19 protein-coding genes are annotated in these 22,004 nt (G+C 49.4%); 12 read left to right on the top strand and 7 right to left on the bottom strand.

Going from position 1 to position 22,004, the window contains the following annotated elements; genetic code table 11:
• Positions 1-70: 70 nt before the first annotated feature.
• Both H6G00_RS20605 and H6G00_RS20600 read left to right on the top strand, forming a co-directional pair.
• On the top strand, positions 71-460 hold the full coding sequence (locus H6G00_RS20605) for an NINE protein (RefSeq protein WP_190644934.1): 390 nt from the start codon (positions 71-73) through the stop codon (positions 458-460).
• 45 nt (positions 461-505) lie between these two features.
• A complete protein-coding gene (locus tag H6G00_RS20600) occupies positions 506-1,054 on the top strand; it encodes a ComEA family DNA-binding protein (RefSeq protein ID WP_190798157.1) in 549 nt (182 codons plus the stop codon).
• On the opposite strand, the gene lepB is transcribed toward H6G00_RS20600, so the two are convergent.
• From lepB to H6G00_RS20585, 3 genes are all read right to left on the bottom strand, one after another.
• Positions 1,020-1,670, bottom strand: a complete 651-nt coding sequence (gene lepB, locus H6G00_RS20595; protein ID WP_190798229.1) for a signal peptidase I — start codon at positions 1,668-1,670, stop codon at positions 1,020-1,022. The genes H6G00_RS20600 and lepB overlap by 35 nt on opposite strands.
• 78 nt (positions 1,671-1,748) lie before the next feature.
• Positions 1,749-2,759 (bottom strand): hypothetical protein, encoded by a 1,011-nt coding sequence (locus H6G00_RS20590; RefSeq protein ID WP_190644936.1) that lies wholly within the window; start codon positions 2,757-2,759, stop codon positions 1,749-1,751.
• A gap of 208 nt (positions 2,760-2,967) precedes the next feature.
• On the bottom strand, positions 2,968-3,861 hold the full coding sequence (locus tag H6G00_RS20585) for a 4-hydroxybenzoate solanesyltransferase (RefSeq protein WP_190798156.1): 894 nt from the start codon (positions 3,859-3,861) through the stop codon (positions 2,968-2,970).
• Positions 3,862-4,041: 180 nt separating this feature from the next.
• Here H6G00_RS20585 and H6G00_RS20580 point away from each other — a divergent pair, with 180 nt between their 5' ends.
• Complete coding sequence (locus H6G00_RS20580) at positions 4,042-4,641, top strand: ParA family protein (RefSeq protein ID WP_190798155.1); 600 nt, start codon at positions 4,042-4,044, stop codon at positions 4,639-4,641.
• Positions 4,642-4,676: 35 nt separating this feature from the next.
• On the opposite strand, the gene H6G00_RS20575 is transcribed toward H6G00_RS20580, so the two are convergent.
• Together H6G00_RS20575 and xylB are read right to left on the bottom strand one after the other, a co-directional pair.
• Positions 4,677-7,574, bottom strand: a complete 2,898-nt coding sequence (locus tag H6G00_RS20575; protein WP_190798154.1) for a hypothetical protein — start codon at positions 7,572-7,574, stop codon at positions 4,677-4,679.
• A 270-nt stretch (positions 7,575-7,844) separates the two neighbouring features.
• The gene (xylB, locus tag H6G00_RS20570; RefSeq protein ID WP_190798153.1) at positions 7,845-9,302 is read right to left on the bottom strand and encodes a xylulokinase; all 1,458 of its coding nucleotides are present in this window, start codon (positions 9,300-9,302) and stop codon (positions 7,845-7,847) included.
• Positions 9,303-9,464: 162 nt separating this feature from the next.
• Between xylB and H6G00_RS20565 the strand changes: the two genes are divergently transcribed.
• Positions 9,465-9,743: a hypothetical protein gene (locus tag H6G00_RS20565; RefSeq protein ID WP_190644941.1), complete on the top strand. Its 279-nt coding sequence runs from the start codon at positions 9,465-9,467 to the stop codon at positions 9,741-9,743.
• A 13-nt stretch (positions 9,744-9,756) separates the two neighbouring features.
• Here H6G00_RS20565 and H6G00_RS20560 read toward each other — a convergent pair whose 3' ends face one another.
• Positions 9,757-10,551, bottom strand: a complete 795-nt coding sequence (locus tag H6G00_RS20560; protein ID WP_190681834.1) for an RNA polymerase sigma factor SigF — start codon at positions 10,549-10,551, stop codon at positions 9,757-9,759.
• 506 nt (positions 10,552-11,057) lie between these two features.
• On the bottom strand, positions 11,058-12,587 hold the full coding sequence (locus H6G00_RS20555; protein WP_242042398.1) for an amidohydrolase family protein: 1,530 nt from the start codon (positions 12,585-12,587) through the stop codon (positions 11,058-11,060).
• A gap of 480 nt (positions 12,588-13,067) precedes the next feature.
• Here H6G00_RS20555 and H6G00_RS20550 point away from each other — a divergent pair, with 480 nt between their 5' ends.
• From H6G00_RS20550 to H6G00_RS20515, 8 genes are all read left to right on the top strand, one after another.
• Positions 13,068-15,035, top strand: a complete 1,968-nt coding sequence (locus H6G00_RS20550) for a pre-peptidase C-terminal domain-containing protein (protein ID WP_190798152.1) — start codon at positions 13,068-13,070, stop codon at positions 15,033-15,035.
• Positions 15,036-15,369: 334 nt separating this feature from the next.
• Positions 15,370-15,948 carry a TetR/AcrR family transcriptional regulator gene (locus tag H6G00_RS20545; protein WP_190798151.1) on the top strand — a complete coding sequence of 193 codons (579 nt, stop codon included), beginning with the start codon at positions 15,370-15,372 and terminating at the stop codon, positions 15,946-15,948.
• Between the two features lie 62 nt (positions 15,949-16,010).
• Positions 16,011-16,793, top strand: a complete 783-nt coding sequence (locus H6G00_RS20540; protein WP_190798150.1) for an SDR family oxidoreductase — start codon at positions 16,011-16,013, stop codon at positions 16,791-16,793.
• Positions 16,794-16,835: 42 nt separating this feature from the next.
• Entirely contained in the window at positions 16,836-17,807 is a 972-nt protein-coding gene (locus tag H6G00_RS20535) for an LLM class oxidoreductase (RefSeq protein ID WP_190798149.1), read from the top strand.
• Entirely contained in the window at positions 17,794-18,054 is a 261-nt protein-coding gene (locus H6G00_RS20530; RefSeq protein WP_190644947.1) for a hypothetical protein, read from the top strand. Before H6G00_RS20535 ends, H6G00_RS20530 begins: the two co-directional genes overlap by 14 nt.
• 55 nt (positions 18,055-18,109) lie before the next feature.
• Entirely contained in the window at positions 18,110-19,102 is a 993-nt protein-coding gene (locus tag H6G00_RS20525) for an NAD(P)/FAD-dependent oxidoreductase (protein ID WP_190798148.1), read from the top strand.
• 271 nt (positions 19,103-19,373) lie between these two features.
• Positions 19,374-19,622 carry a hypothetical protein gene (locus H6G00_RS20520; RefSeq protein WP_190681817.1) on the top strand — a complete coding sequence of 83 codons (249 nt, stop codon included), beginning with the start codon at positions 19,374-19,376 and terminating at the stop codon, positions 19,620-19,622.
• Positions 19,623-19,661: 39 nt separating this feature from the next.
• Entirely contained in the window at positions 19,662-21,830 is a 2,169-nt protein-coding gene (locus tag H6G00_RS20515; RefSeq protein WP_242042397.1) for an iron uptake porin, read from the top strand.
• Positions 21,831-22,004: the final 174 nt, after the last annotated feature.

Here is a 22,004-nt window from a genome sequence, read left to right as displayed (position 1 = left end):
TAGGTTCTGTAGCATAATGGCGCTGCTAACCCCCATATTCGTAAACTTAAAAGACTTTAGCGTCCCTAGCATGTTGAGCAAGTTCAAAAACCGTAAAGTCGCCGTCGCTCTAGCATTTGCTGGAATGGTAATGCCCGTGTCGGGGTTGCATAAGTTCTATCTGGGGCAGCCAATTTGGGGTGTGTTGTATTTGTTACTGTCGTGGACACCCATTCCCAAAGTTGCCAGTGTAATTGAAGGGGTCTGGTATTTAGCCCAAAACCAGGACGACTTTGACCAAAACTTTAATTCTGCTTTAGCATTGGGAACAGTTGCAGTTCAGTCGCCTGGGGTAGATCCGGCCCAGGTGGGCGCGATCGCCGATGCTCTCCGTCAGCTTGACACGCTGCGCCAGGACGGACTGATCTCTGAGTACGAGTTTGAGCAAAAGCGCCGCCAGTTGCTTGATCGGATTGCTTAGGGCAGGTATTTTGATGGGGGCAAGCAGTCCGGAGGAGTCAAAGGAATGGGCATTTCTGACTGGTTTTCACCTGGGCGACTGAGTGCTGTTGCAAAAGCTCCCTTGCGAGTGAAGCTGCTGAATGATCCCTACTACCGCTTGCAGTCTAACGAAGAAGTACGGCTTGCGGCGGAGCTAGGCATCTACATTGACGTGAATCAGGCAGGGGTAGATGATTGGTTGCGGCTGCCAGGACTGTCGATTCATCAGGCGCGATCGCTTACTGCTCTGACTCAGTCTGGAGTTCAGCTTCACTGCCTAGAAGATTTAGCCGCCGCGCTAGGACTGCCCCTACAGCGTTTGCGCCCGCTAGAGCCCGTGCTGAAATTTTGCTACTACGATGCTGAAAGCATCTGCACGATTCGACAAATTAGTCCGAATACAGCTTCAGTTGAGACGCTGAGTCAGATCCCAGTCGTGGATTTGTTTTTAGCTCGGGCGATCGTGCAAAACCGCCAGACTTATGGCGCTTATCGCAGCCTAGCAGACTTGCAAAAGCGGCTATCACTTCCCGGTCAGCTTACTGCTGAACTGCTGCACTATCTGCACTTCTAGCGTTTGACTTGTCAGAAATTTTGCCGACTCGCTCTAATGGAAAGAAGCGGAATACTGCCTGGCCAATAATATTTTCTTCAGGCAAGAAGCCCCAAACGTGGGAGTCGTTGCTGTTGTTGCGATTGTCTCCCATGACGAAAAATTGTCCCGCTGGTACCAAAACTGGAGGCATTTCATATTCAGGCGGTTCAGCAATGTAATCTTCTGCCAAAGGCTCTCCATCAACGTAAACTGTGCCTCCCTGCACCTCCACAACTTGCCCTGGTTCGCCAATGATGCGCTTGATGAATGCCTGATCGGCGGTATACCCCTGAAATTGCAGCTGCACAGGTGGGTCAAAGACAATGATGTCGCCTCGGTGGGGTGGATGAAAGCGGTAGGCGACTTTTTCCACCACCAGGCGATCGCCCACATCTAAAGTCGGCACCATCGAGTCTGAGGGAATATAGCGCGGCTCCGCAATAAACACTCGGATTAGAAGTGCCAGAAAGAGAGCGATCGCTAAAATTTGTAAGTTTTCACGCTGAGATTGCCAAAACCCAGGTTTTGCAGAATTCTGTAAATTTTGCGGCTGAGATTCGGTTTTCGCTTCAGCAGGTTTTGCTTCAGCAGTCATCGGCTTTTCATCGGTCATTCGTTATTCGTCACTGGTTGTGAAGTGCTAGCAAATTTTACAACGCTGAGCCTACACCCCTTAACCAAAGCTCAGCCGCCGGACTTCTTCATTCGCTTCTAGCTCCAGCCACAGGTTGCGGTTGCGAGCTTCGATCGCCTTTAGTTCATCGAGCTTGCCCATGATGGTACTAGTAAAGTCATCTGCTTCGGGTAGCTGCTCTGCCAGGTACGAGGCTTCTAGCTCAATCTCAATCATCCGAATTGTTTGAGCGTACTGGTTGATCAGATGGCGATCTTGATTAATTCGCTGTTTTAGCAGCTTAATCGCTCGGTCGATTCTAGCAATGCGGGTCGTGTAGAGAGCTGCGCCAACGCTCAGCATTTTTTCTTTGAGTGCGGTTAGCCGTTTGATAAAATCACGGTGGGCATAGCCTTCATGCCGCAACTGCTCAATGCGACGGGTCAAAATCACTTTTTGATCGGCAAGCTCAAGTTCGCTCATTAACCGCGCATCCCCTGGAACGTCAGGCTTAAGGTCAGGGCTGGTGAGTTCTGCGGTGTCAACCAGACGACTGTACATCAAGAGGGCGATCGCCCCCAGTCCGGTTGTTGCCACGACTCCGGCACCTGTTGCCACGCCCAGGGCGATCGCTAAAGAAGCGCTCCCACGCGTAGCCAGTAGGTAACCCAAGCCAGGAATCGGAGAGGGCAGATGGTACTTTTGCCCGGTCGAATGATTATTGATGGTTAGCAGTTTCTTGATACCGCTGCCGCAGGTCGAATACAAAATCAAAATCTTGTCGCCAGGACGCACCGGAATCTGATCCTGCAAACCGGGTGTAGAAAACTTCAGCAGCCTTAAGCTGCGCCCCGGAGTCGTAATCCGAAACTGGTAGCGACGCTTGTAAAAGCTAGGCAACTGATCAGACAAATACAGCATTGCTTCCGGCTGAGAAGACCAGCCTGAAAGCTTACCGTAGACTGCCCCATAGTTTTGCCGACAGGAGGAGCACTGAATTTGTAAAAGCCCATCGGGACTAATCTGCCCCAATGCCCGGTCGCAACGAGGGCAGTTAACAGAAAGATACATGAGCAGTGTGGAGATGCGTGAGGAGGCAGCAGGCAGCGATCAATCTGAAATGGCTATTTAGTTGTAACAGGGATACTGAATTGTAATAGGGTTTTATCGGTTCTGTTTGGGGTGGGTGAGAAATTCCTAGTTTTTCTTAAAGATCTCCAAGAAGATTTTAAAGAAGGATTTCCCCTAAGAATTTCCCGTGTAGGGGCGCTCGCCCACCCTACAGTGTCCCTAGCACCATACCAAACAGCAGTACAAAACCAATCCAGACATTTTGGCGAAAGATTTGACCGTAGAGCGAAGGATGCGGCTTTTTGGGGCGTAACTGAATGTAATGCCAGACCCAGGCTAGACCCGCAATTCCTAGCACTAGCCAGAAAGCAATTCCTAGCCCCATGCCGATTCCCAAAACTGCTAATAGCAACGCTGTGCCCGCAAAACAAAGCCCGACCACATGAGCCGCCGCTGAGCCAAAAAATAAAGCGCTGGAGCGAACCCCAATGCGGCGATCGTCTTCCCGGTCAGCCATCGCATAGACCGTATCAAATCCTAAGGACCACAATACTGTTGCTCCCCACAGTAACCAGGTTGATGGTTCCAAAGTTCTGGTCACGGCTGTCCAACTGATTAGCACAGCAAACCCCCACGCCAGAGCCATGACTAATTGCGGCACGGGAAAAACCCGTTTTGACAATGGATAGAAGACAATGAAAGGAACCGCCGCCACGCACAGCCCAAAGCTCAATGGATTGGTGACCGGGTTCAGGTAAATTGCTAACCCCAGGGCACAAATGAGTGCAACCAGTGCAACGACGATTCCTGTCTTAATAGAGAGGGCACGAGCAGCAAGGGGGCGATCGCGAGTTCGCGCTACCCTTGGGTCAATGTCCCGATCCCAGAGATCATTGATCACGCATCCGGCAGCGCTGGTTGCCAAACTTCCCAACACGATCACGCTCACAAGTGGAATTGGCGGAGTTCCATTGGCTGCCAGAAACACCGCCCAGAGTGCCGGAAGCATCAAGATCAGCCGTCCAGAGGGTTTGTCCCAGCGCAGCAGGCGCACGACAGTGAGCCAGGTGGGTTCAGGTTTTCGTTGAGGCTGCGTCAGCATATTGATATCAGCAAAGCGATGAGAAAAACAACTGAAGCCGAAGATTTAGACTCGATCAGCAGTTTCGCTCTCTAGGATATCGCTTTGACACGGGGTCGAGACCCATGAGCAATTCAAAACTCAAAACTCCCCTAAACTTGCAATTCTCCCTTACGCTAAGGGATCAGAATTTCGTTAAACATGATCATTACGGTTGCTAGCTACAAAGGAGGCGTGGGTAAAACAACCACAGCAATTCACCTGGCGGCTTATTTGCAGACCCAGGCGGATACTCTGTTGATTGACGCTGACCCAAACCGCTCTGCCACCAGTTGGGCTGAGCGGGGAGAGTTGCCGTTTGAAGTTGTCGATGAATGGAATTCGCCCAGCCAAACCCGCACCTTTAGCCATGTGGTGATTGATACTCAAGCTCGACCGATCAAGGAAGATTTAGCAATTTTGGCAGATAGCTGCGATCTGATTGTCCTTCCCACCACGCCCGATGTGCTGTCTCTGGATGCACTGGTGTTGACCCTGGAATACCTTCAGTCGATTGGCGCAAACCGCTATCGCATTCTCCTGACCATTGTTCCACCTAAGCCCAGCAAAGATGGGGAGATGGTGAGAGGAATGCTGGTTGATGCCGGTTTACCTGTCTTCAAATCCTGGATTCGTCGTTATGCAGCATACCAAAAGGCAGCACAGACAGGAATTCCCGTCTATGCCGTGAAAGATCCTAAAGCAGCCGATGCTTGGCAAGATTACGAGCGAGTTGGAGAAGAACTTTTAGGAAAAGGGTAAATAGTGACGCGGCTCAGCCGCGCCACTATTTACTCTTAATCTTTATAAACGTCGAGTTCGTCGAGTGAGAGAGTGGGTAGGTCGGGGGGCATGACCATGCGATCGACAATGATCTTGTGGCTTTCTCGTTGGGTCGCCATTTCTATGGCGATCGCCTCAAACTGTATCTCAAAACAGCCAAAGGGGACAGTCAGTTGGGTTCTCACTTCCATCTCACCTGAGCCGTTGGGCAAGAAATTCATTAGCCAGTGTGGCCCGTCCAACAGAGAGCGAGTTTGGCGATCGTGAAGCCATAGCTTGACGTAGATGCGAGGAGTTAAGGCGGGCAACTTGACGATGACACAGACTGACTTGCCAGCAGTCAATTCGCCTTTAGGTAGCTCAATTTGCGGCGTGGGGACGGGTTCCTCATCAGGTAAAGCAAGCGTTGTATCGCTTTGTCTCTCCCATCTGCCGTTACGAAATCTAGCAGGAGGAAGGTCATCGTCTACAACCACTTCTTGAGCCACCAGATCCGCATCGACTCCCAAGGTGATGCCATCCACAAAGGGTGACTGATCTGAGGGCGCATTGAGGGAATCTGCTGGGTCAGCGTCCGTTGCTAGAGAGTTGAGCCGCGACCAAAAGCGATTTTTCAGCTTCGCAGTTGGAAAAGCTCTGTCCTGTGTTCTCAAAGGCTCTGTTGCAGGTTCAGGTTGCTGCTCTGGGATAGAGGAATGATTTGTTACTGGGATTTCTGGGCGATCGCCCTCTTCCCCCTCACTCAAAATTTCTGGAGCATCTATTTCTGGAGTTTCTACAGCATTTGAGATATCTTCTGCAATGGTTTCTGTGAATGAATCAACTTCCTCAGCGGGTGATTCATTCATTGAAGCTGATTCAGGAGAAACTTCTGAATCAGCTTCAAACACTTCTACTAATTCCAAATTCGCAATTGTCTGTGCCAATTCTTCTGGCAATTCATCGATCAACTCTTCCGGTAGTTCAAACGGAGTTTCAGAAGCTTCAGGGGTTTGCGTTTTGGTAAGCAAAAATTGCTTAACCGCTTCCGCATTGCCGGACAGCGTAAAGTTTGGATCGTTGGCTAGTGGTAGCTCTAGCGGCTTGGCGGGCACTTCTCCTGGTTTAGCAGGATACAGTTGAGGGGGCAAAGAAGAAGCATTGGAGGGCTGAAACTGCACCACCGAACCGGGAGAGTTTAGGAGATCCAAAAATTCCAGGTTGAGAATGTCTGTGTCGTTCGCAAATGCCAGCGGTGTTTGAAGGTCTAGTGGAGTTGGCTCAGTGGCGATCGCCTCCAACAACTCCTCCATGTCAGCCGCCACAGTAAACGACTGAGTTGCCAGCACCCTAGTCGGAACGCCCACCTTCGGCACGGCATAGAGCAGAACCTCGCCCAAAAACAAATGAGTTTGACCCTGAGCAGGTGTTGCGATCGGACAGCTAAATGAGAAAGGAACTGCCTTATCTGCTAACGGCTGATGCACTTCTGCCACAACGTGACTGGTTTTCGGATCATGCAGGCGAATTTGCATCTTGCTGACGCGCACCGTTGGATTAACCTTACTTTCTGACAGCAGTTCAACCTGTCCCACCAGGTTAAAAGACCGCCCGCGCCGCACCACATAGGATTCTCGCTCCAAAGTTATCTGAAGTTGAGGAGACGCAACCGCTGTGGCATTTTCTAATAAAGGTGCGGTGAATGTAGACAAGTTAGTAGTCTCATCCACACTTTCACCAGCCTGCTCAATGGCTGGATAAACGGGTGCTGACCCAGCCTCAAATTCCTTGAGAATGGATTCCACTGCCTCGTCAATAGTCTGGTTAAGGGTTTGGTCAAATTTTTCTGGGTCATATTCTTCAAATATCGCCTCAACCACTTTCTCTGACATTTGTTCTGCTGCTTGCCGCAGAGAAGAAGCATCGAGCGATTCGGGCAGTGCCTCGGTGGGCTGAGTCACCTCTACATCAGGAGCCGCATTAGCCACATCCATTGACTCTGCCAACGAATCTGCGAGTTCTGCTGCTGCGGCGTTGATGGCAGCGATCGCTCCCTCTTGAGCGATCGCCATTTCGGTTTCCTCTGACCCACTTGTTGCGTCATCAGATAGCAATTCATCAGCAGATTCATCGGACAGCGTTTCCAAAATCTGTGTTTCTACTTCTAGTGGAACTTGTTCTACTTGCTCCAGTTGGACTGCGGTGACCTTAGTTGCTTCTGTCACCTCTTCTACAGGTTGTTCTGGTTCAGATGAAAGAGGTGCATCAGCTTGAGTTTCAGCTTGAATAAAAGTTGGCTCCGATGCAGCTATTCCTGACTCGGCAGTTTCAGCCACAATCTCATCAGGGGCAACCTGAGAAGCTGTATCTGAGGTCGCAACAACGGGTTCCAGAGCGGGTGCTGATGGCTGGGTCGGTTCAGCTTGGGGTAAAGGAGTAGAAGGAGCGATCGCCCCATTTTGCGCTGGTTGGGCGGGTTGCACCTGCGAGTGGAATGCCTGAGCTGCACTTGCTCCAGCCGCTTCAGCCAGCGATTCTGATCCGGAGCCTTCCCAGTCTGGCTCCCAATCATCCACTTCAGGATCGTTATAGAGAACCTGAAGCTGAACCGCATATTCCCAGCTTTCCCCGATCATGTCAGCCATTAGGTCGCTGGTGCAGCGCAACTCCCACCGCCCCGGCTGTAGCCGCGTAAAGGGAATGACCACGAGCAGCCCCTCTCGATTGGTCTGCCCCGATCGCTTCTGCACTCGACGCTTAGGCGGCATCTCAACCGTCGCATCATGGATCACCCGAATCTCTACTGGAGTTCTGACTCGACTCGATCGCGCCACAACTCGATATCGCCCTTCCAGAATCTCAACGCTTGGAGATTCCAATGGCAACCAAGAGCGATCGCCCTCTTTCTGTAGCAGAAATTCCCAATACTCCATCTCGAACCTCCGCAAGGAGCTTCCCAGTCTAAACCAGACAATAGAGGCAGTGTGTAGTGCTCTACATCTGACACTCGTTACTTATCATAAATGACTTCTGGGAATGGCTTTATCTTCGCTATTTAAGCACATTGCATTGGATTTCCTGTGTGAATTGTTGCCGGGTTCTACCACGCAACAATTCACGCTCCTGAAACAGCATTCATACAGAAAGTCTATTGATTTAAGGTTGGGGATTAGGGATTGAGAATTGAAGTCAAAAAATAATTTTTATTCTCTACCCACGACTGACTGCCGCAATGCTGGATAGAGCGAACAATATCGCTGCCATGCTTCTTCTAAAGCAGTTTCTGGAGAATTTGGACGGATTACGGCATCCGGCGGGGTTGAGTTTTGGGGAAGGGCGATTGCCTCATTCACCACTTCAATTCCCATCCCCGCCAAAATTGCTGCGCCTCGTGCTGAAGCTGACGCAACTGCAACAGGACGCAGCGGTACTTGTAGCACATCCGCTAATAGCTGCTGCCACTGGGGTTCAAGGGTGCCGCCGCCAGCCAGCTGTAACTCCCTCACCTCAATACCCGTAGCGGCGATCGCCTCCAATCCCTGCCTCAGCGAAAATGCTACCCCTTCCAATGCCGCCCGCATCAGATGAGCCTGAGTGTGGTGTAGCCCCAGCCCAACCCAAGCCCCTCGTGCCTGTGGATCTAGCAAAGGCGTTCTCTCTCCCGTCAGGTAAGGCAAGAATGTTAACCCTTCGCAACCTGAAGCAACGGCAAACGCTGCTTGATAAACCTCTGCCCAGCTTAAGCCTAGAATGCCGCGCACCCATTCCAACGCCAGTCCCGCATTTTGCATAGCAGCAAGCGTGTACCACTGGTGAGGAAGTGCCGATCGGTAAAGGTGAGTTTGCCGGTGAGGATCAGGAGTGGGATGCGATCGCAGCGTCACAATTTGAGCGCCTGAACCGACCGTAAGCTGCACCAAACCTGGCTCAAGCAGTCCACTGCCTAGCGCTGCGGCTGCCGTATCCCCCGCCCCTGCAACCACAGGCAACCCTGATGGTAAACCTAAATGGGCTGCGGCATCATCCGTCAAATAGCCTGCAATGCTGCTGGAGGGAATTAGCCGAGCCAACCCGTCCGATCGCAGCTTTAGCGCCTCCAGCACATCATTTGCCCAGCCATCCTTCAGCACGTTATAGAGTAACGTTGCCGATGCGTCCGAAGGTTCCGTCGCCACTTCACCCGTCAAGTGAAACCGCAGCCAATCTTTAGGCTGAAGCATCCATCGAGCTGTGGCGTAAATTTCTGGCTCAAATTGCCGTAGCCAGAGCAAACTTGCTCCTGCCATTCCTGCTGTGATTGGGTTAGCAAGCTGATTGAGCAGCGTGGAATCTAGCGCCCGGTAAGCATTCAGTACCGCACTGGAACGAGTATCTGCCCAGAGAATAGCGGGTCGCATTGGCATTCCTGCCAGGTCGCTCAGGACAACGCCGTGCATTTGCCCGGATAGTCCAATGGCTTGAATCTGGTTTGCCTGGTCTTGAACCGTAGCGCGGGTGGCGATCGCCACTGCTGCCCACCACTCATTCGGATCAGTCTCCGCCCAGCCCGAGTGTGGTGATTTCACAGAATAAGGGCTGGAAGCTTCCCGAACGACTGCGCCATCTGTAGATAACAGCAGCACTTTTACCGAACCCGTACCTAGATCGATCCCCAACAGCATAGCGGTAGCCCTAAGTGTTCTGCCGTGTAGTTCACCTGATGTTCAAAATTTGAAACCGAGTGAGCTACGCGACAATCTCATGGGCACAATCAAAACATAAAGCAGGCAGGATTTCTTCCTTCACGAGCTTTAACCTGTTGAGTTTTGTATAGGAGCAGTAGCATGTTGAGAATTGAATCCCAGACAATTTCGCATCACGGTTGGAAAATTGAGGTGGTGCGCGAAGCAGAGGAGTTTTTCTTTCAGTGCTATCATCCTGACCTACCCGACTTCTGCAACGATGGCTCTGCCCATTCCACCGCTGAGACAGCATTTGCAGCGGCGCGTCATTTCATTGATCGAGAAGTTGCAATCCAGGCTTTGTTAGAAGTGGTTGAAACCTGGATGCGAACTGGCAAGATCAGCGAGGACGAATACTGGAATCTCACTGATTTTGCTTGAGCTAGCATTCTCTTTATAGCTCCGAAGGGACAGACTCAGACTGAGGTTGGGGCTGGAGGATGGCGATCATCTGCTCTACACCGCGTTGAATTCGACGGGTAACGGTCATGGGGCTAACCCCAATTTTTTCAGCGACCTCTTTGCGAGATAGGTCACTGTAGTAAACGAGCTCAATCGCAGTGCGAGTTTTTTCCTCAAGCTGTGCCATTGCTCTTTGAATCTGTTGACGGTCTTCTTCCCAAATTTGCAGCGTTTGGGCATGGGCATCGGTAAGGGTGTCGCCCAGGGTAACAGCAGAGTCAACCTGCTGACTCACAGTGGCATCCAGGCTGAGCAGCAAGCGGTTCTTGCCGGATAGCTTAATTTCTTGCCATTCGTTGATGCTGACATTGAGGCGTTCGGCGATTTCGCTATCTTTGGGATTGCGACCTAGTTCTTTGGTGAGCGCTTCTCTGACTCTTTGTCCTTCCTTTTGCATCTCTTGCCAGCGGCGCGGGATTTTTACAGCACTGCTGCGATCGCGCAAGAAGTGCAGCATTTCGCCCCGAATGTAAGGCACTGCAAACGAGCTAAAAGCATAACCATGACCAGGATCAAACCGCTCGATTGCTCGAATTAAACCGAGATAGCCAATTTGCTCAAGATCTTCAAACGGTTCGCAGCACTGACGGCTGACGCGATGAGCAATCTTCCGAACCAAACCTGCATTCAACCGGACCAATTTATTGCGGACAGAAACAGTCGGATTCTGGTGGTAGGCAACCAGTAGTTCTATCGCGGTGGAGCGGGGGGAAGATTGAGTCGTCATCTCTTTAGGACACCTTGCGTTTGAAGTTGTGCCTATTGTCCGTAGAGAAGCCCGTTTGAGACGATCGTTATTCTACGGGTTTATTGGGAAGGCTCTTGAGAAATGCCAGCATAAATACGTAAGCCCTTATGATTTGAGCCAGTCCAGGGATGAATCCTCTCCTCTGTGCGTAAGCGGATTCACTCGCGCTGTGGTTGGACTGAATCGCTGATTTCTTCAAGAAAACGACCGTTTGTCTGTAGAACTGCCCTAGATTCTTTTGGCGCTATTGAGCAGCTTTACAAAACTTTTGCATATTGCAAGAGCGTGCAGGTTACTGTCTTGCACGTCAGCCAGAATTGCTTTGGGCAGAGACGATTTACAAGCCGATGACACTCGTAAATCGTCTCTGCTCACCTGCTTTACCTCGTTATACCAATTCCAAAAGTTAAGGCTACAGATGGAAGGGCACCCCGTGGAGCAGGGTGCCCTTCCATCTGTAGCCCTTTTTGAGAAACGTTATTATTTCAAATGCGAGAGTTAAAAGTTGCATAAGGGTTAAGTTTTGGCATGGTCCAATTGGCGTACCACTGTTTGAGGTAGGGGAGCAGTTCGGCTACCAATGTCCTGTTCTTCTGTTGGTTTGCAGCAGCGTCCATTTGATTGGCAATTTCTTGCCCCACGGCTTGCAGGTCAAATCCAGTAGGCTGACCGTCTTGCAGGACAATCTTGCCGTTGACGAAAACGGTGTCTACATCTGCTGCACGGGCACGTATTAATACGACGTGTAGAGGATTTGCTTCCGGTGCAATCCAGGGATAGGTGATGCGATCGCACTTCACCAATACCAGATCTGCCTTGTAACCTGGAGCAAGCTTACCAATCTTTTGCTGCATCAACAGTCTTGCTCCTCCCGTCGTTGCCATATGAAAAACGTCTGTAAAGCTCGGAGCAGGCGTATTAATTTGTGGGGTTCGATGCAAACGTGCTGCTAACCGTATCTCGGCGAACATATCTTCATCATCTCCCAGAGTTGTTCCGTCCATTCCCAGCCCAACGGTGACACCTGCCTCAAGCAACGAATTTAAGGGAGCAATACCCGCCCGGAGTCGCAGATTAGAACTGGGATTATGGCTGACCGAAGCTCCTGTTTCTGCCAAGATCTCGATATCACTTTCGGTTAACCACACGCCGTGGGCGATCGAGAATCGAGGACTGAGAACCCCCAACTCGTGTAAATGAGCTATCACAGATTTGTCATAGAAACGTGGTCCCATGAGTTTTTCATAGAATGATTCCACAACATGAGTTTGAATGCCTGTATTCAATGACCTTGCCGTTTCAGCAATTTCGATCATTAAATCATCACTCACCCACTGTGGCCCCGGTGGCCCAAACCAGACATCAATGTGAGGATGTGACTGATAGTTGATCACCAGATCACTAATGATCGACAAATAATCTTCTGGAGACAAGGTTTGCTGAAGGGGAACAAGAGTGTTTACCTGTTGGCGAAGGGAGTCAGGCAAACTTGCTAAAAATGCATCGTCTTCATAATGAACCAGGAAACTAGAATAGTTTGCACCGGGAGCCAAAGCCACTCGTAGCCCTGCTTGCTCATAGGCACGAAGCCGCCCTTTGAGGTTGTTTATGCTGGCTTCCGGGGTTCCTGAAATACTGGCAACATCCAGCACGGTTGTGACACCACTTTGTAAGAGAAGAGCTGCACTGAATAAGGTTTTCAGCGTGGGATCTTGCGATCGCAGTGCAGTATTAGCAAATAGCCAAGGTTCTAGGAAGTCATCATCCACACCCTGTAAAGAGTTGGGAACTCCGTTACTGTGGTGATGGGCATTAATGAAACCCGGTAGGATAGCAAACTGACTGGAGCCATGTACATTTGCGTCAGGATATTTGGCACGTAGAGCCTCCCAGGAATCTAGCTCTAAAATGGTGTCGTTCTGAAATGCGATCGCTCCATCAGATAGAGTTTCGTCTCCTGTAAAAATCCAGCGACCTCGCACAAGTTGAACAGCAGTCATCGGTGATGTTTTCATAAGAACTTCAATCAAGGAAATCTGTTAGTTGCTTCAGCAACCTCTTGTAACACAACCGTGCTGACCGCGCAGCGTTTTCAGATACTGGGGGTACCCTTGTGGGTACTTCCGATTCTGAATTAAATTTCTAACAATGATAAGCGGAGCTTTTAAGTTGAAAGGCTACTTACAACTCAAAAGCTCCGCTTACGATACTTAATGCGATCGCCTCATCTTCAACTTTCAGCTACTTCTAACAATTCTGCTGCAAGTAGCTAGCAGTTGTTCTCTCAAGTCAGGCAAACCAAAATTCAGTATCCTGTTTCACCCTTAAGCCTTCCTTATTCAGATTATCTTTCAAGCTAAAAAAGTTTGTGCTTAGGTCTTAGCACGGTTTGGCGAAATAAAAGGGCTGGAGCACTGCAAGCAAAGCACTTTTCCATCAACAACAGACAACAACTGTTAGTAGTTGTCATCTCCAAAAAATGTAGAGAGCAAAACATGACTATTAGTAACGATGTGTTAGGTGATACTTTTGGTTTTGAACCGATTCAGCTTGACATCGAAAGCGTTAATGGCAGAGTGAGCAACGACAATTTGCTCCTAACAGTGAATTTTGCTAATTCCATTGCAGCTCCATCTACAGGCTTGGCTGAAGCTGTCGTTGGTTTTATTGATTTAGACCTTGATCAAGATCCCTTAACAGGCATCTCCTCTAATCAAAGCTTCTTTGCTCTCCTTGGACAACAAGGAGGTTCATTAGGAGCCGAGATCTCAATTGATCTCTTTAGTGAGCAACTGACCACTGGCTTTGTGGATCTAATTAATACGGCTGATTTCACTATCCTTGGACAAGCACCTATTGTCTATCAAACCAACTCTCTTGAAATACAAGTGCCTCTGGAGTTGCTAGGAGATGATGGAGCACTCAACTACAGCACTGTGGTTGGAACAGTTGTGGAGCCAACAGATGCCGCTCCAGATACCGAAGTTGGAGTAGTTGATTTAACTAACGGTGGAATTGGCGAACCGAATGACACTATTTTTGAGGCAATTGCCACGGAACTTAGCTCTGAGAATCTAGGCACTTTCACTTTTGCAGGCTTTATTGGTGACAGTCTCTCTGCTGATCCTAGTTTAGATGTAGACTTCTTCCAATTTCAGCTTGATGCAGGCGATCAGGTCACGATCGATATTGATGCCAATGAGTTTGGTTCTTCCGTAGATACATTTTTGCGAGTGTTTGATTCTGCGGGGAATCAGATTAGCATCAACGATGACACCGCAGCACCTGGCGAACTTCTATCGCTGGATTCATTCCTAGAATTTACAGCTACTTTTTCTGATACTTACTATGTCGGGGTCAGTAGTTTCCCCAACGATCTCTATGATCCCTTTGTAGCGGGTACGGGTTCTATCTCCGGGACAACGGGTGATTACAACATTGAAATTTCTCTCGCTGCTCCGATCGAATTCATTGGTACTCCGAATGATGATCTGATTGTGGGTACAAACGGGTTTGATCTAATTTCAGGCTTGGAGGGTAACGATAACTTATTGGGTCTTGCGGGCAGCGACCAAATCTTTGGTGGAGATGGTGATGACGTAATCATCGCAGGAGATGGAAATGACACCATTGAGGGGGAAAACGGAGCTGATGAGATCTATGGTGACCTAGGGAATGACACCATTGCAGGTGGCAACGGATTTGATGTGATTTTGGGTGGAGATGGCAACGATGTTATTTCAGGCGGTCGTGGTAAAGACCGAATTTTTGGTGATTTTGGTGATGATGTTCTTAGAGGAGAACAGGGCGACGACATCATCAACGCTGGAGAGGGAAGTGATTCAGTCTTTGGCGATGCAGGTGGCGATCGCCTGTTTGGAGACTTTGGGTTTGACTTTCTCGAAGGTGGTGCAGGTAATGATTTTGTTGATGGTGGTGGAGACGATGACTCAGCCTTTGGAGGTATTGGAGATGACCAGCTTTTCGGCAGCTTTGGGTTTGATTCTCTCGATGGTGGAGACGGCGCAGACGTTCTCATAGGTGGTGTTGATAGTGACTCTCTAAACGGAGGCGACGGTAATGACACCCTGATCGGCGTTGATCCCTTCAATCCTAGTTTTGGATTAGGTTTCTTTGAAATCGATTTCTTAACAGGTGGACTGGGCAGCGATACTTTCGTCCTGGGGGATAGCGGCAGTATCTATTACAATGATGGCGATCCCGCATCTGGGGGCGACAATGACTACGCCTTAATCACGGATTTTGACCTGAACCAAGATGTCATTCAGCTTTCTGGCTCAGCTGATTTCTACAGCCTGGACTTCTTTACCTCAAGCTTGGGGACGATTGATGCGGCTATTATCCACGATCCAGGAGTTGAAGCAAGAGGAGAATTGGTCAGTGTGATCCAGAATGTTTCATCCAATCTAAGTATCAGTGAACCTTCCTTCGTATTTGTTTAATCAAGGCGCATAGCCTCACTAAGTTCGACCAAGAACTATCAGAGGAGGTGTGATGCTTTGTACGGTTGTGTCGCAAACAATTTAGAAACCTATGTGTGGGGCTGAATCGTACACATTACAACTCTACTAATCGTGCTTCAGCAATTTTTTGCGACACAACCCTTCATCTGACTACTCTTCGTAGAACCGTTTTCGGATAAGTAAGCCATAGCGTAGGGGCGGTTCGCGAACCGCCCCTACAGCGGTTTGGGATTTATCCAAGTGAAAATGACTGGTAGAACCATAAATGGTTCAAGGCTTGACAAATTTGCCTACCTACTAGTAGGATGAACTCATGAAGCAAACCGATACCAAGACTCAAATTCTAGATGTCGCTCAAGACCTGATTCAGCGCTTTGGCGTGAATGGCATGAGCTACCAGGACATTAGCGAGAGTGTCGGCATTCGCAAGGCAAGTGTTCACACTCACTTTCCTAAAAAAGATGATTTGGTGATAGCGCTACTTGACCGCTATAGCGATCGCTTCTTCAGAATAGTAGACGGGATTTTAGCCTCCAATGATGCGCCAGAAGTAAAGCTACGCCGCTATTGCGGACTGTTTGAGACAACACTTAGAAGTGGTGATCAGGACAAAACTTGTCTCTGTGCCATGCTTGGGGCAGAAACCGTAACCCTGAGTGAGCAACTGACCGAGCGGGTTCGCAGTTTCTACCAGGCAAATGAGGAGCGACTCACCGACCTTTTAGATATGGGTCGGCAAGCTGGCAGTTTTCGCTTTCTTGGGGAAACTCAAGCTATGGCATCGTTAATCTTTGGAGTGTTGGAGGGGGGAATGTTAGTGGTGCGAGTCCACGGAGGTGCAGAGAAGTTTCACCAAATGACCGAACAGTTAATGCAGTTGGTCAAAGGATAATTTTTTTGCCTCTAAAACATCCAACTGGTAGGAAGTAAATCTCATTTTGAGGAAAGAGAGCTATGAGCCAGGATCTTGCAGGTCAGAAGTTAGTTGTGGTTGGTGGTACAAGCGGCATTGGCAAGGCAGTTGCTCAGGTAATTCTCAGCCGAGGTGGGGCAGTGGTGCTAATTGGCAAACGGGGCGATCGCCTACAGTCAGCAACTAATGATCTCAGCCTGTTGGGAAAGGTTTTTGCAGAGCAAGCCGACATCACCAATCCAGGTGAACGGAATGACTTAATTGCTCGAATTAATGCCAATCACGCGGATGCAACACTGTTGGTGAATGCGGCTGGAGTGTTTTTGCCCAAATCGTTCCTAGACCACACTGAAGCTGACTACGACCTGTATTTGAACCTGAATAAGGCAACTTTCTTTATCACTCAAGCGATCGCCAAAAACATGGTTGATCGCGCTCAAGGAGGGGCGATCGTCAACATAGGCTCCATGTGGGCAAAACAAGCAGTCCAGGCAACTCCTTCCTCCGCCTATTCGATGGCAAAAGCAGGGCTACACTCTCTAACTCAACATTTGGCGATGGAATTGGCGAGTCACAAAATTCGAGTTAATGCAGTTTCTCCTGCTGTCGTGGAAACTCCCATTTACGAAGGGTTTATTCCAGCAGACCAAGTTCATTCAGTGCTACAAGGATTTAACTCGTTTCATCCAATCGGACGCGTAGGTCGTGTAGAGGATGTCGCTGAGGTTGTTTCCTTCTTGCTATCTGAGCAAGCTGCCTGGGTGACAGGAGCCGTTTGGAATGTAGACGGTGGCGTGATGGCAGGGCGAAATCAGTATAGCTAATGTGAATAAGGCGTGAGTGGGGTGTTAATCAGGAGGTGTTAAATGGTATCTGTACAAGATTCAACTGGCTTTAAGCAACTGTTCAAAGAGAACCATCTGACTGTTGGCGTGTATTTCCCAATTGAAGCTTACAAGGGCAGCATTCCAACCATGCAGCATCAGGTGGTGTTGGCTCAACGGGCAGAGGCTTTGGGCTTCGCTGCACTGTGGTTTCGGGATGTGCCACTCTATGATCCAAGCTTTGGCGATGTGGGACAGATTTATGATCCCTGGGTGTATCTGGGCTACATTGCCGCGCACACGCAACGTGTTGCACTTGCCACAGGTAGCATTATCTTTTCCCAGCGACACCCGCTACATTTGGCAAAAGCGGCAGCATCCGTAGATCAATTATCTAATGGACGATTAGTGATGGGCATTGCATCAGGCGATCGCCCCGTAGAGTTTCCAGCCTTTGGTGTTGACTTTGAATCGAGGGGCGATCGCTTCCGCCAAACCTTTTTCGACTTCAAGCAGGCGTTGACATCCGAATTTCCAGTCATTCGCTCGCCCCTGACTCACTTAGAAGCAGCCGATGTGTTGCCAAAGCCAGTGAACGGACACATTCCACTTTTAGTAACTGGGCACAGTCGCCAATCGCCTGAATGGATTGCTGAACATGCCGATGGTTGGCTGTATTACCCGCGTCATCCGCAAATGCAGTCTCAGATGATTCAGGATTGGCGTGACCTCACACAACGGTTTGCACCGGGAGTTTTTAAACCCTACGCTCAATCTCTTTATGTGGACCTGGTAGATGATCCAACTCTCGCTCCTAATCCAATTCATTTGGGTTATCGATTAGGGCGCGATCGCCTATTGGATCTGCTATTACATCTGCAATCAATCGGCGTGAATCATGTTGGGCTGAACCTCAAATATGGAGAACGCCCTGCCGCCGAAGTGTTAGACGAGATTGGAAAAAACGTTTTGCCTCACATTCATTCCTCGGTACCCACTTATGAATCCGTATGAATTAGTTAGCTGTAGTTTTTACGATGAGTTAGAAGCACTAGCAACCTTGCGTCGGGTTTGCACGATCCTTTACCGCACCGAAACCGACGAAGAGATCAGCTTAGAAGGACAAATCATTGACCTCTACTCTGTCAACAAAGTCGAATTTATGAAGTTGAAAGACGCCACGGAGATTCGGCTCGATCGCCTGATTTCAGTAGACGGCAAGCCAATGCAATTGGCTGATGACGGCACCTGTCAGATTTAGAGTAAATCGCTCAACCTACTGCTTTAGCTGGTGAAACTCACCCTTGGAGGGAATTATGCAACTCACCAAACAAATGCTCGATCAACGAGCAGATCAAGTTTACGATGTCCTGGTCATTGGTGGTGGAGCCGCTGGACTGTCTGCTGGAATCTATCTGCAACGTTATCTGCTGTCTACCCTAATTATCGACAAAGGTAAGGCCCGCTCCTTCTGGATGCAGGAACTACACAACTATCTGGGTTTACCCCCCGATACACCTGGACAGAATGTGCTGAAACAGGGCAAAGAACATTACCTTTCTCTTGAAGGGGATTACCTGAATGGGTACGTGGAAGAAGTCATCGATGAAGGCGAAACATTTGCAGTTCACGTTAGAATTGGGCGCACAAACCCTACTAGTGCAGTCTTTCGCAGCCGTTATCTAATTGCAGCGAGTGGCATTATCGATCATCTTCCCAAGCTAGCCGATATGCAGAACGTGTTTGACTATGCCGGACATAACCTGCACGTTTGTCTCGTCTGTGATGGCTACGAGATGCGCGACCAACGGGCAGGCGTATTTGGCAGCAGCGAATCCAGTCTGGAAGTTGCATTTCCGCTCGGTTGGTTTACACCCTACATTACTCTATTCACTAATGGTGAGTTTGAAGTGAGTACTGAGTTTCGCGATCGCCTCACTCATCATGGCTACACCTTAGTCGAACAGCCCATCAAGCAATTCTTGGGCGAACACCACCACATGACGGGTGTAGAACTTGCCGATGGCTCAGTCATAGAACTCGATGCCGGATTAGTGTCAATGGGTTCAAAATATCACGCCGATTACCTGAAAAACATTGATTTGGAATACCAGGGTGGTAACTTGGTTACCGACAAAATGAACCGAACCTCTCACCCTCGCATCTTCGCAGTGGGCGACTTAAAGGTGGGAATGAATCAAGTAGCGATTGCCGCTGCCGATGGTGCATTAGCCGCAACCCAAATCTGGCGAGATATTCGCCGCCGTGAAGGAACTCGGCGATCGCCAGTTACCACTCATGCTGCGTAACTACCCAATAGTTTGAGGAATGCAGTGGGCGATCGCCCACTGCATTTTCTCTTTCAGCAACACTAAATCGGCTAACCAACTGCTACTGGGAACTATGACTTCAGTTGTACGTTGCATCACTGACAAGTCGCCTTATTCTACCTAATTAGGCAATAGCTTTACTTACCTTCTGATGAATTGTCTCACTGCAATTGAAACTTCTGGAAATGCTACAGGACTAATTCCTCTATCCGTTAGTGTTCGTTTTTCCCGATAGTTAATATAGTTAATTTTGAGTATTACAGAGGCAACACTTGCAACACTCAAAATCACCCTCTATTTAGAACGCTCTACTAAAAAAACTTGGTCAGAGAAAATCCTGATCAAAATACTTTTGTTAGTAGGAATCTCTAGCACGAAAGCAGAATTTTTATGGCTGATGTATTTTTTGCGGCATCTTACTGCATCAGCCGTGGACTTTAACAATATCGGTCGCAGTTTTGGCGATCGCTCCATTACTTTGTGGCTGCACTTCAACTAGTGTGGTCAGTTTTAACTTGCTGGATGTGAGGAGTTCAAGATGAGCAAGGGTAAAAAGCAGACTTCACCTAAAGTTGGGTTGGGGTTGCTGTGTTTATTAACGGGTTTAATGGCTGTAAAACCGCTGAATGCGGCTGAGACTGAAACAAATGATGTAGATCCGGAAGGCTTAACTGGAAGTTTGTCCGAAATAACAGTAGGGGCGATCGCTGAAGAAGATGCATCAAACCAGGAGTCAGATGATGAGTTAAATCATGAATTGCTGGATTCCCAGTTAGAGCATACGGCATCTACAGAAACTGCTGTTGAGGCAGTTGAGATTCCAGAGGCGTTGTTTGTAGATGTGCCAGAGGTCGTTTTCTCGGAAGCAGACGTCACAGTAACAGCCGAGACTCCAGAAGCGCTGGTTGCAGATTCTTTAAGTCCAGATGTATCTGGTTTGAATACACCCAATTCGACTCTGCCCAACTCGACTGTAACCAGTTCAACTACGCTTACACCAGTTCCCTCGGTCAACTCACTGACAGAAGACACAGCATCTAATTCTATTGGGCAAGTCACCTCGGTGTCTCAACTGTCAGATGTGCAGCCGACAGATTGGGCATTTCAGGCGTTGCAGTCTTTGGTGGAGCGCTATGGTGTGATTGCGGGATATCCAGACGGCACGTATCGGGGCAATCGCGCCCTAACTCGCTATGAGTTTGCAGCGGGGCTAAACGCAGCCCTCGATCGCATTAACGAATTGATTGCTGCTGGACTAGCTGAGGCGGTGACTCGTGAGGATTTGACTACGCTGCAACGTCTCCAGGAAGAATTTTCGGCAGAGCTGGCAACTTTGCGAGGTCGGGTAGATACATTAGAGGCGCGGACAGCCGAACTGGAGGCGAACCAGTTCTCTACCACCACCCAGTTGAATGGGGAAGTCGTTTTTAGCATTGCAGCGGCGAGCGGCGGCTATCCGGGGGGCGATGACCCGGATGCAACACCAGGAATTCTCTCTCACACAGGCGGAGCAGAGGGAAATGATGCTCAGATCGTGTTTAACAACCGAGTGCGGCTCAATCTAACGACCAGCTTCACGGGCAGCGATCTGCTGATTACAGGGTTACAGTCCTACAACTTTGGGGGTGGCTTTGGCAACAGCACGGGCAGCATTCCTGGCGCTTTGGGACTGGGCGATCCGGTATTTGGCACGGCTAGCAATCTAGGTCTGGCTTACGCTCCGCAATTTGGCACAACCAATCCCCAGAATCTTTCTAACAGCGGCTCGAATGATATTGACTTGTATAAATTGCTGTACATCTTTCCGGCATTCGGCGATGTAACGCTGTTTGTTGGTACGAATGCTGAGGTAACAGATGCGTTTCCGGCGATCGCTCCCTTTGCCAGTGACAGTCAGGGCGCACTTTCTCGGTTTGGTGGCTACAACCCAGCAGTGAGGGTTTCTGGTGGCACATCAGGTACAGGCTTAGCATCAGCGGCAGGATTTATCTGGGATATTGCGGATGGCATCGACCTGCGTGGGTTGTATGGCAGTGTGAATGCCTCATTGCCCAACAACCAAGGATTGACGGGCGGTACACCTCTGGGAGCAGGTTTATTTAATGGCAGCTATGTGTTGGCAACACAGCTCACTCTGACTCCCAGTGATACGCTCAACATTGGGCTGAACTACGCCAACAGTTACCACCAAATCAACATTCTGGGAACGGGGCTGAGTGCGTCTGACATTGGCTCTGTCTTGTTTAACCCCAACGCTGAGCAGTTGGCGGCAGTAGGCGGAAATGAGGTTTTGGCGGTCGCCAACGAAGGCATTCGGCTCAACTCCATTGGTGCAACTGTCAACTGGCAGTTTGCTCCCGGCGTAGACCTGACCCTTTCCGGTGCCTACATCTTTGCTGATCTAGTCGATGTCGATGCCTCAACCAACTTCATTAGCTGGATGGCAGGTCTACACTTCCGTGACATTTTTGGTGAAGGCAACACGGCTGCTCTGCTAGTGGGGCAACCCCTAAGCCGAGCCTCGGTTGGCGGCGAGGCATACAATCCTGAAAATGCTGACCCGTTTCACCTAGAGGGTTTTATTAACTTCAGGCTCAACGACAACATTAGCATTACTCCCGGTGTGTATGTTGTGTTTGACCCAGAAGGTTACAGCGGCAACAGCACAACAGCTGTAGGAGCCCTGAGAACAACCTTTACGTTCTAGAAATCAATGAAACTGGCTTACAGCGGGTTTCACTTGATAAACCACAATCTTTTGTAAGGGCGAACGTCCGTTCGCCCCTACGATGTGGCTGACTCATCTGAAAACGGCTGTAACTAAGATCTGCGGCTTCTCTAGAGAAGCCGCAGATCTTAGCGCTCATCTTCGACTGACTTC

Source organism: Leptolyngbya sp. FACHB-541, assembly GCF_014695875.1.
Taxonomy (GTDB): domain Bacteria; phylum Cyanobacteriota; class Cyanobacteriia; order Elainellales; family Elainellaceae; genus JAAUTN01.
The sequence above is the reverse complement of the archived record's forward strand: the minus strand, read 5'-3'. Positions and strand labels throughout refer to the sequence as shown.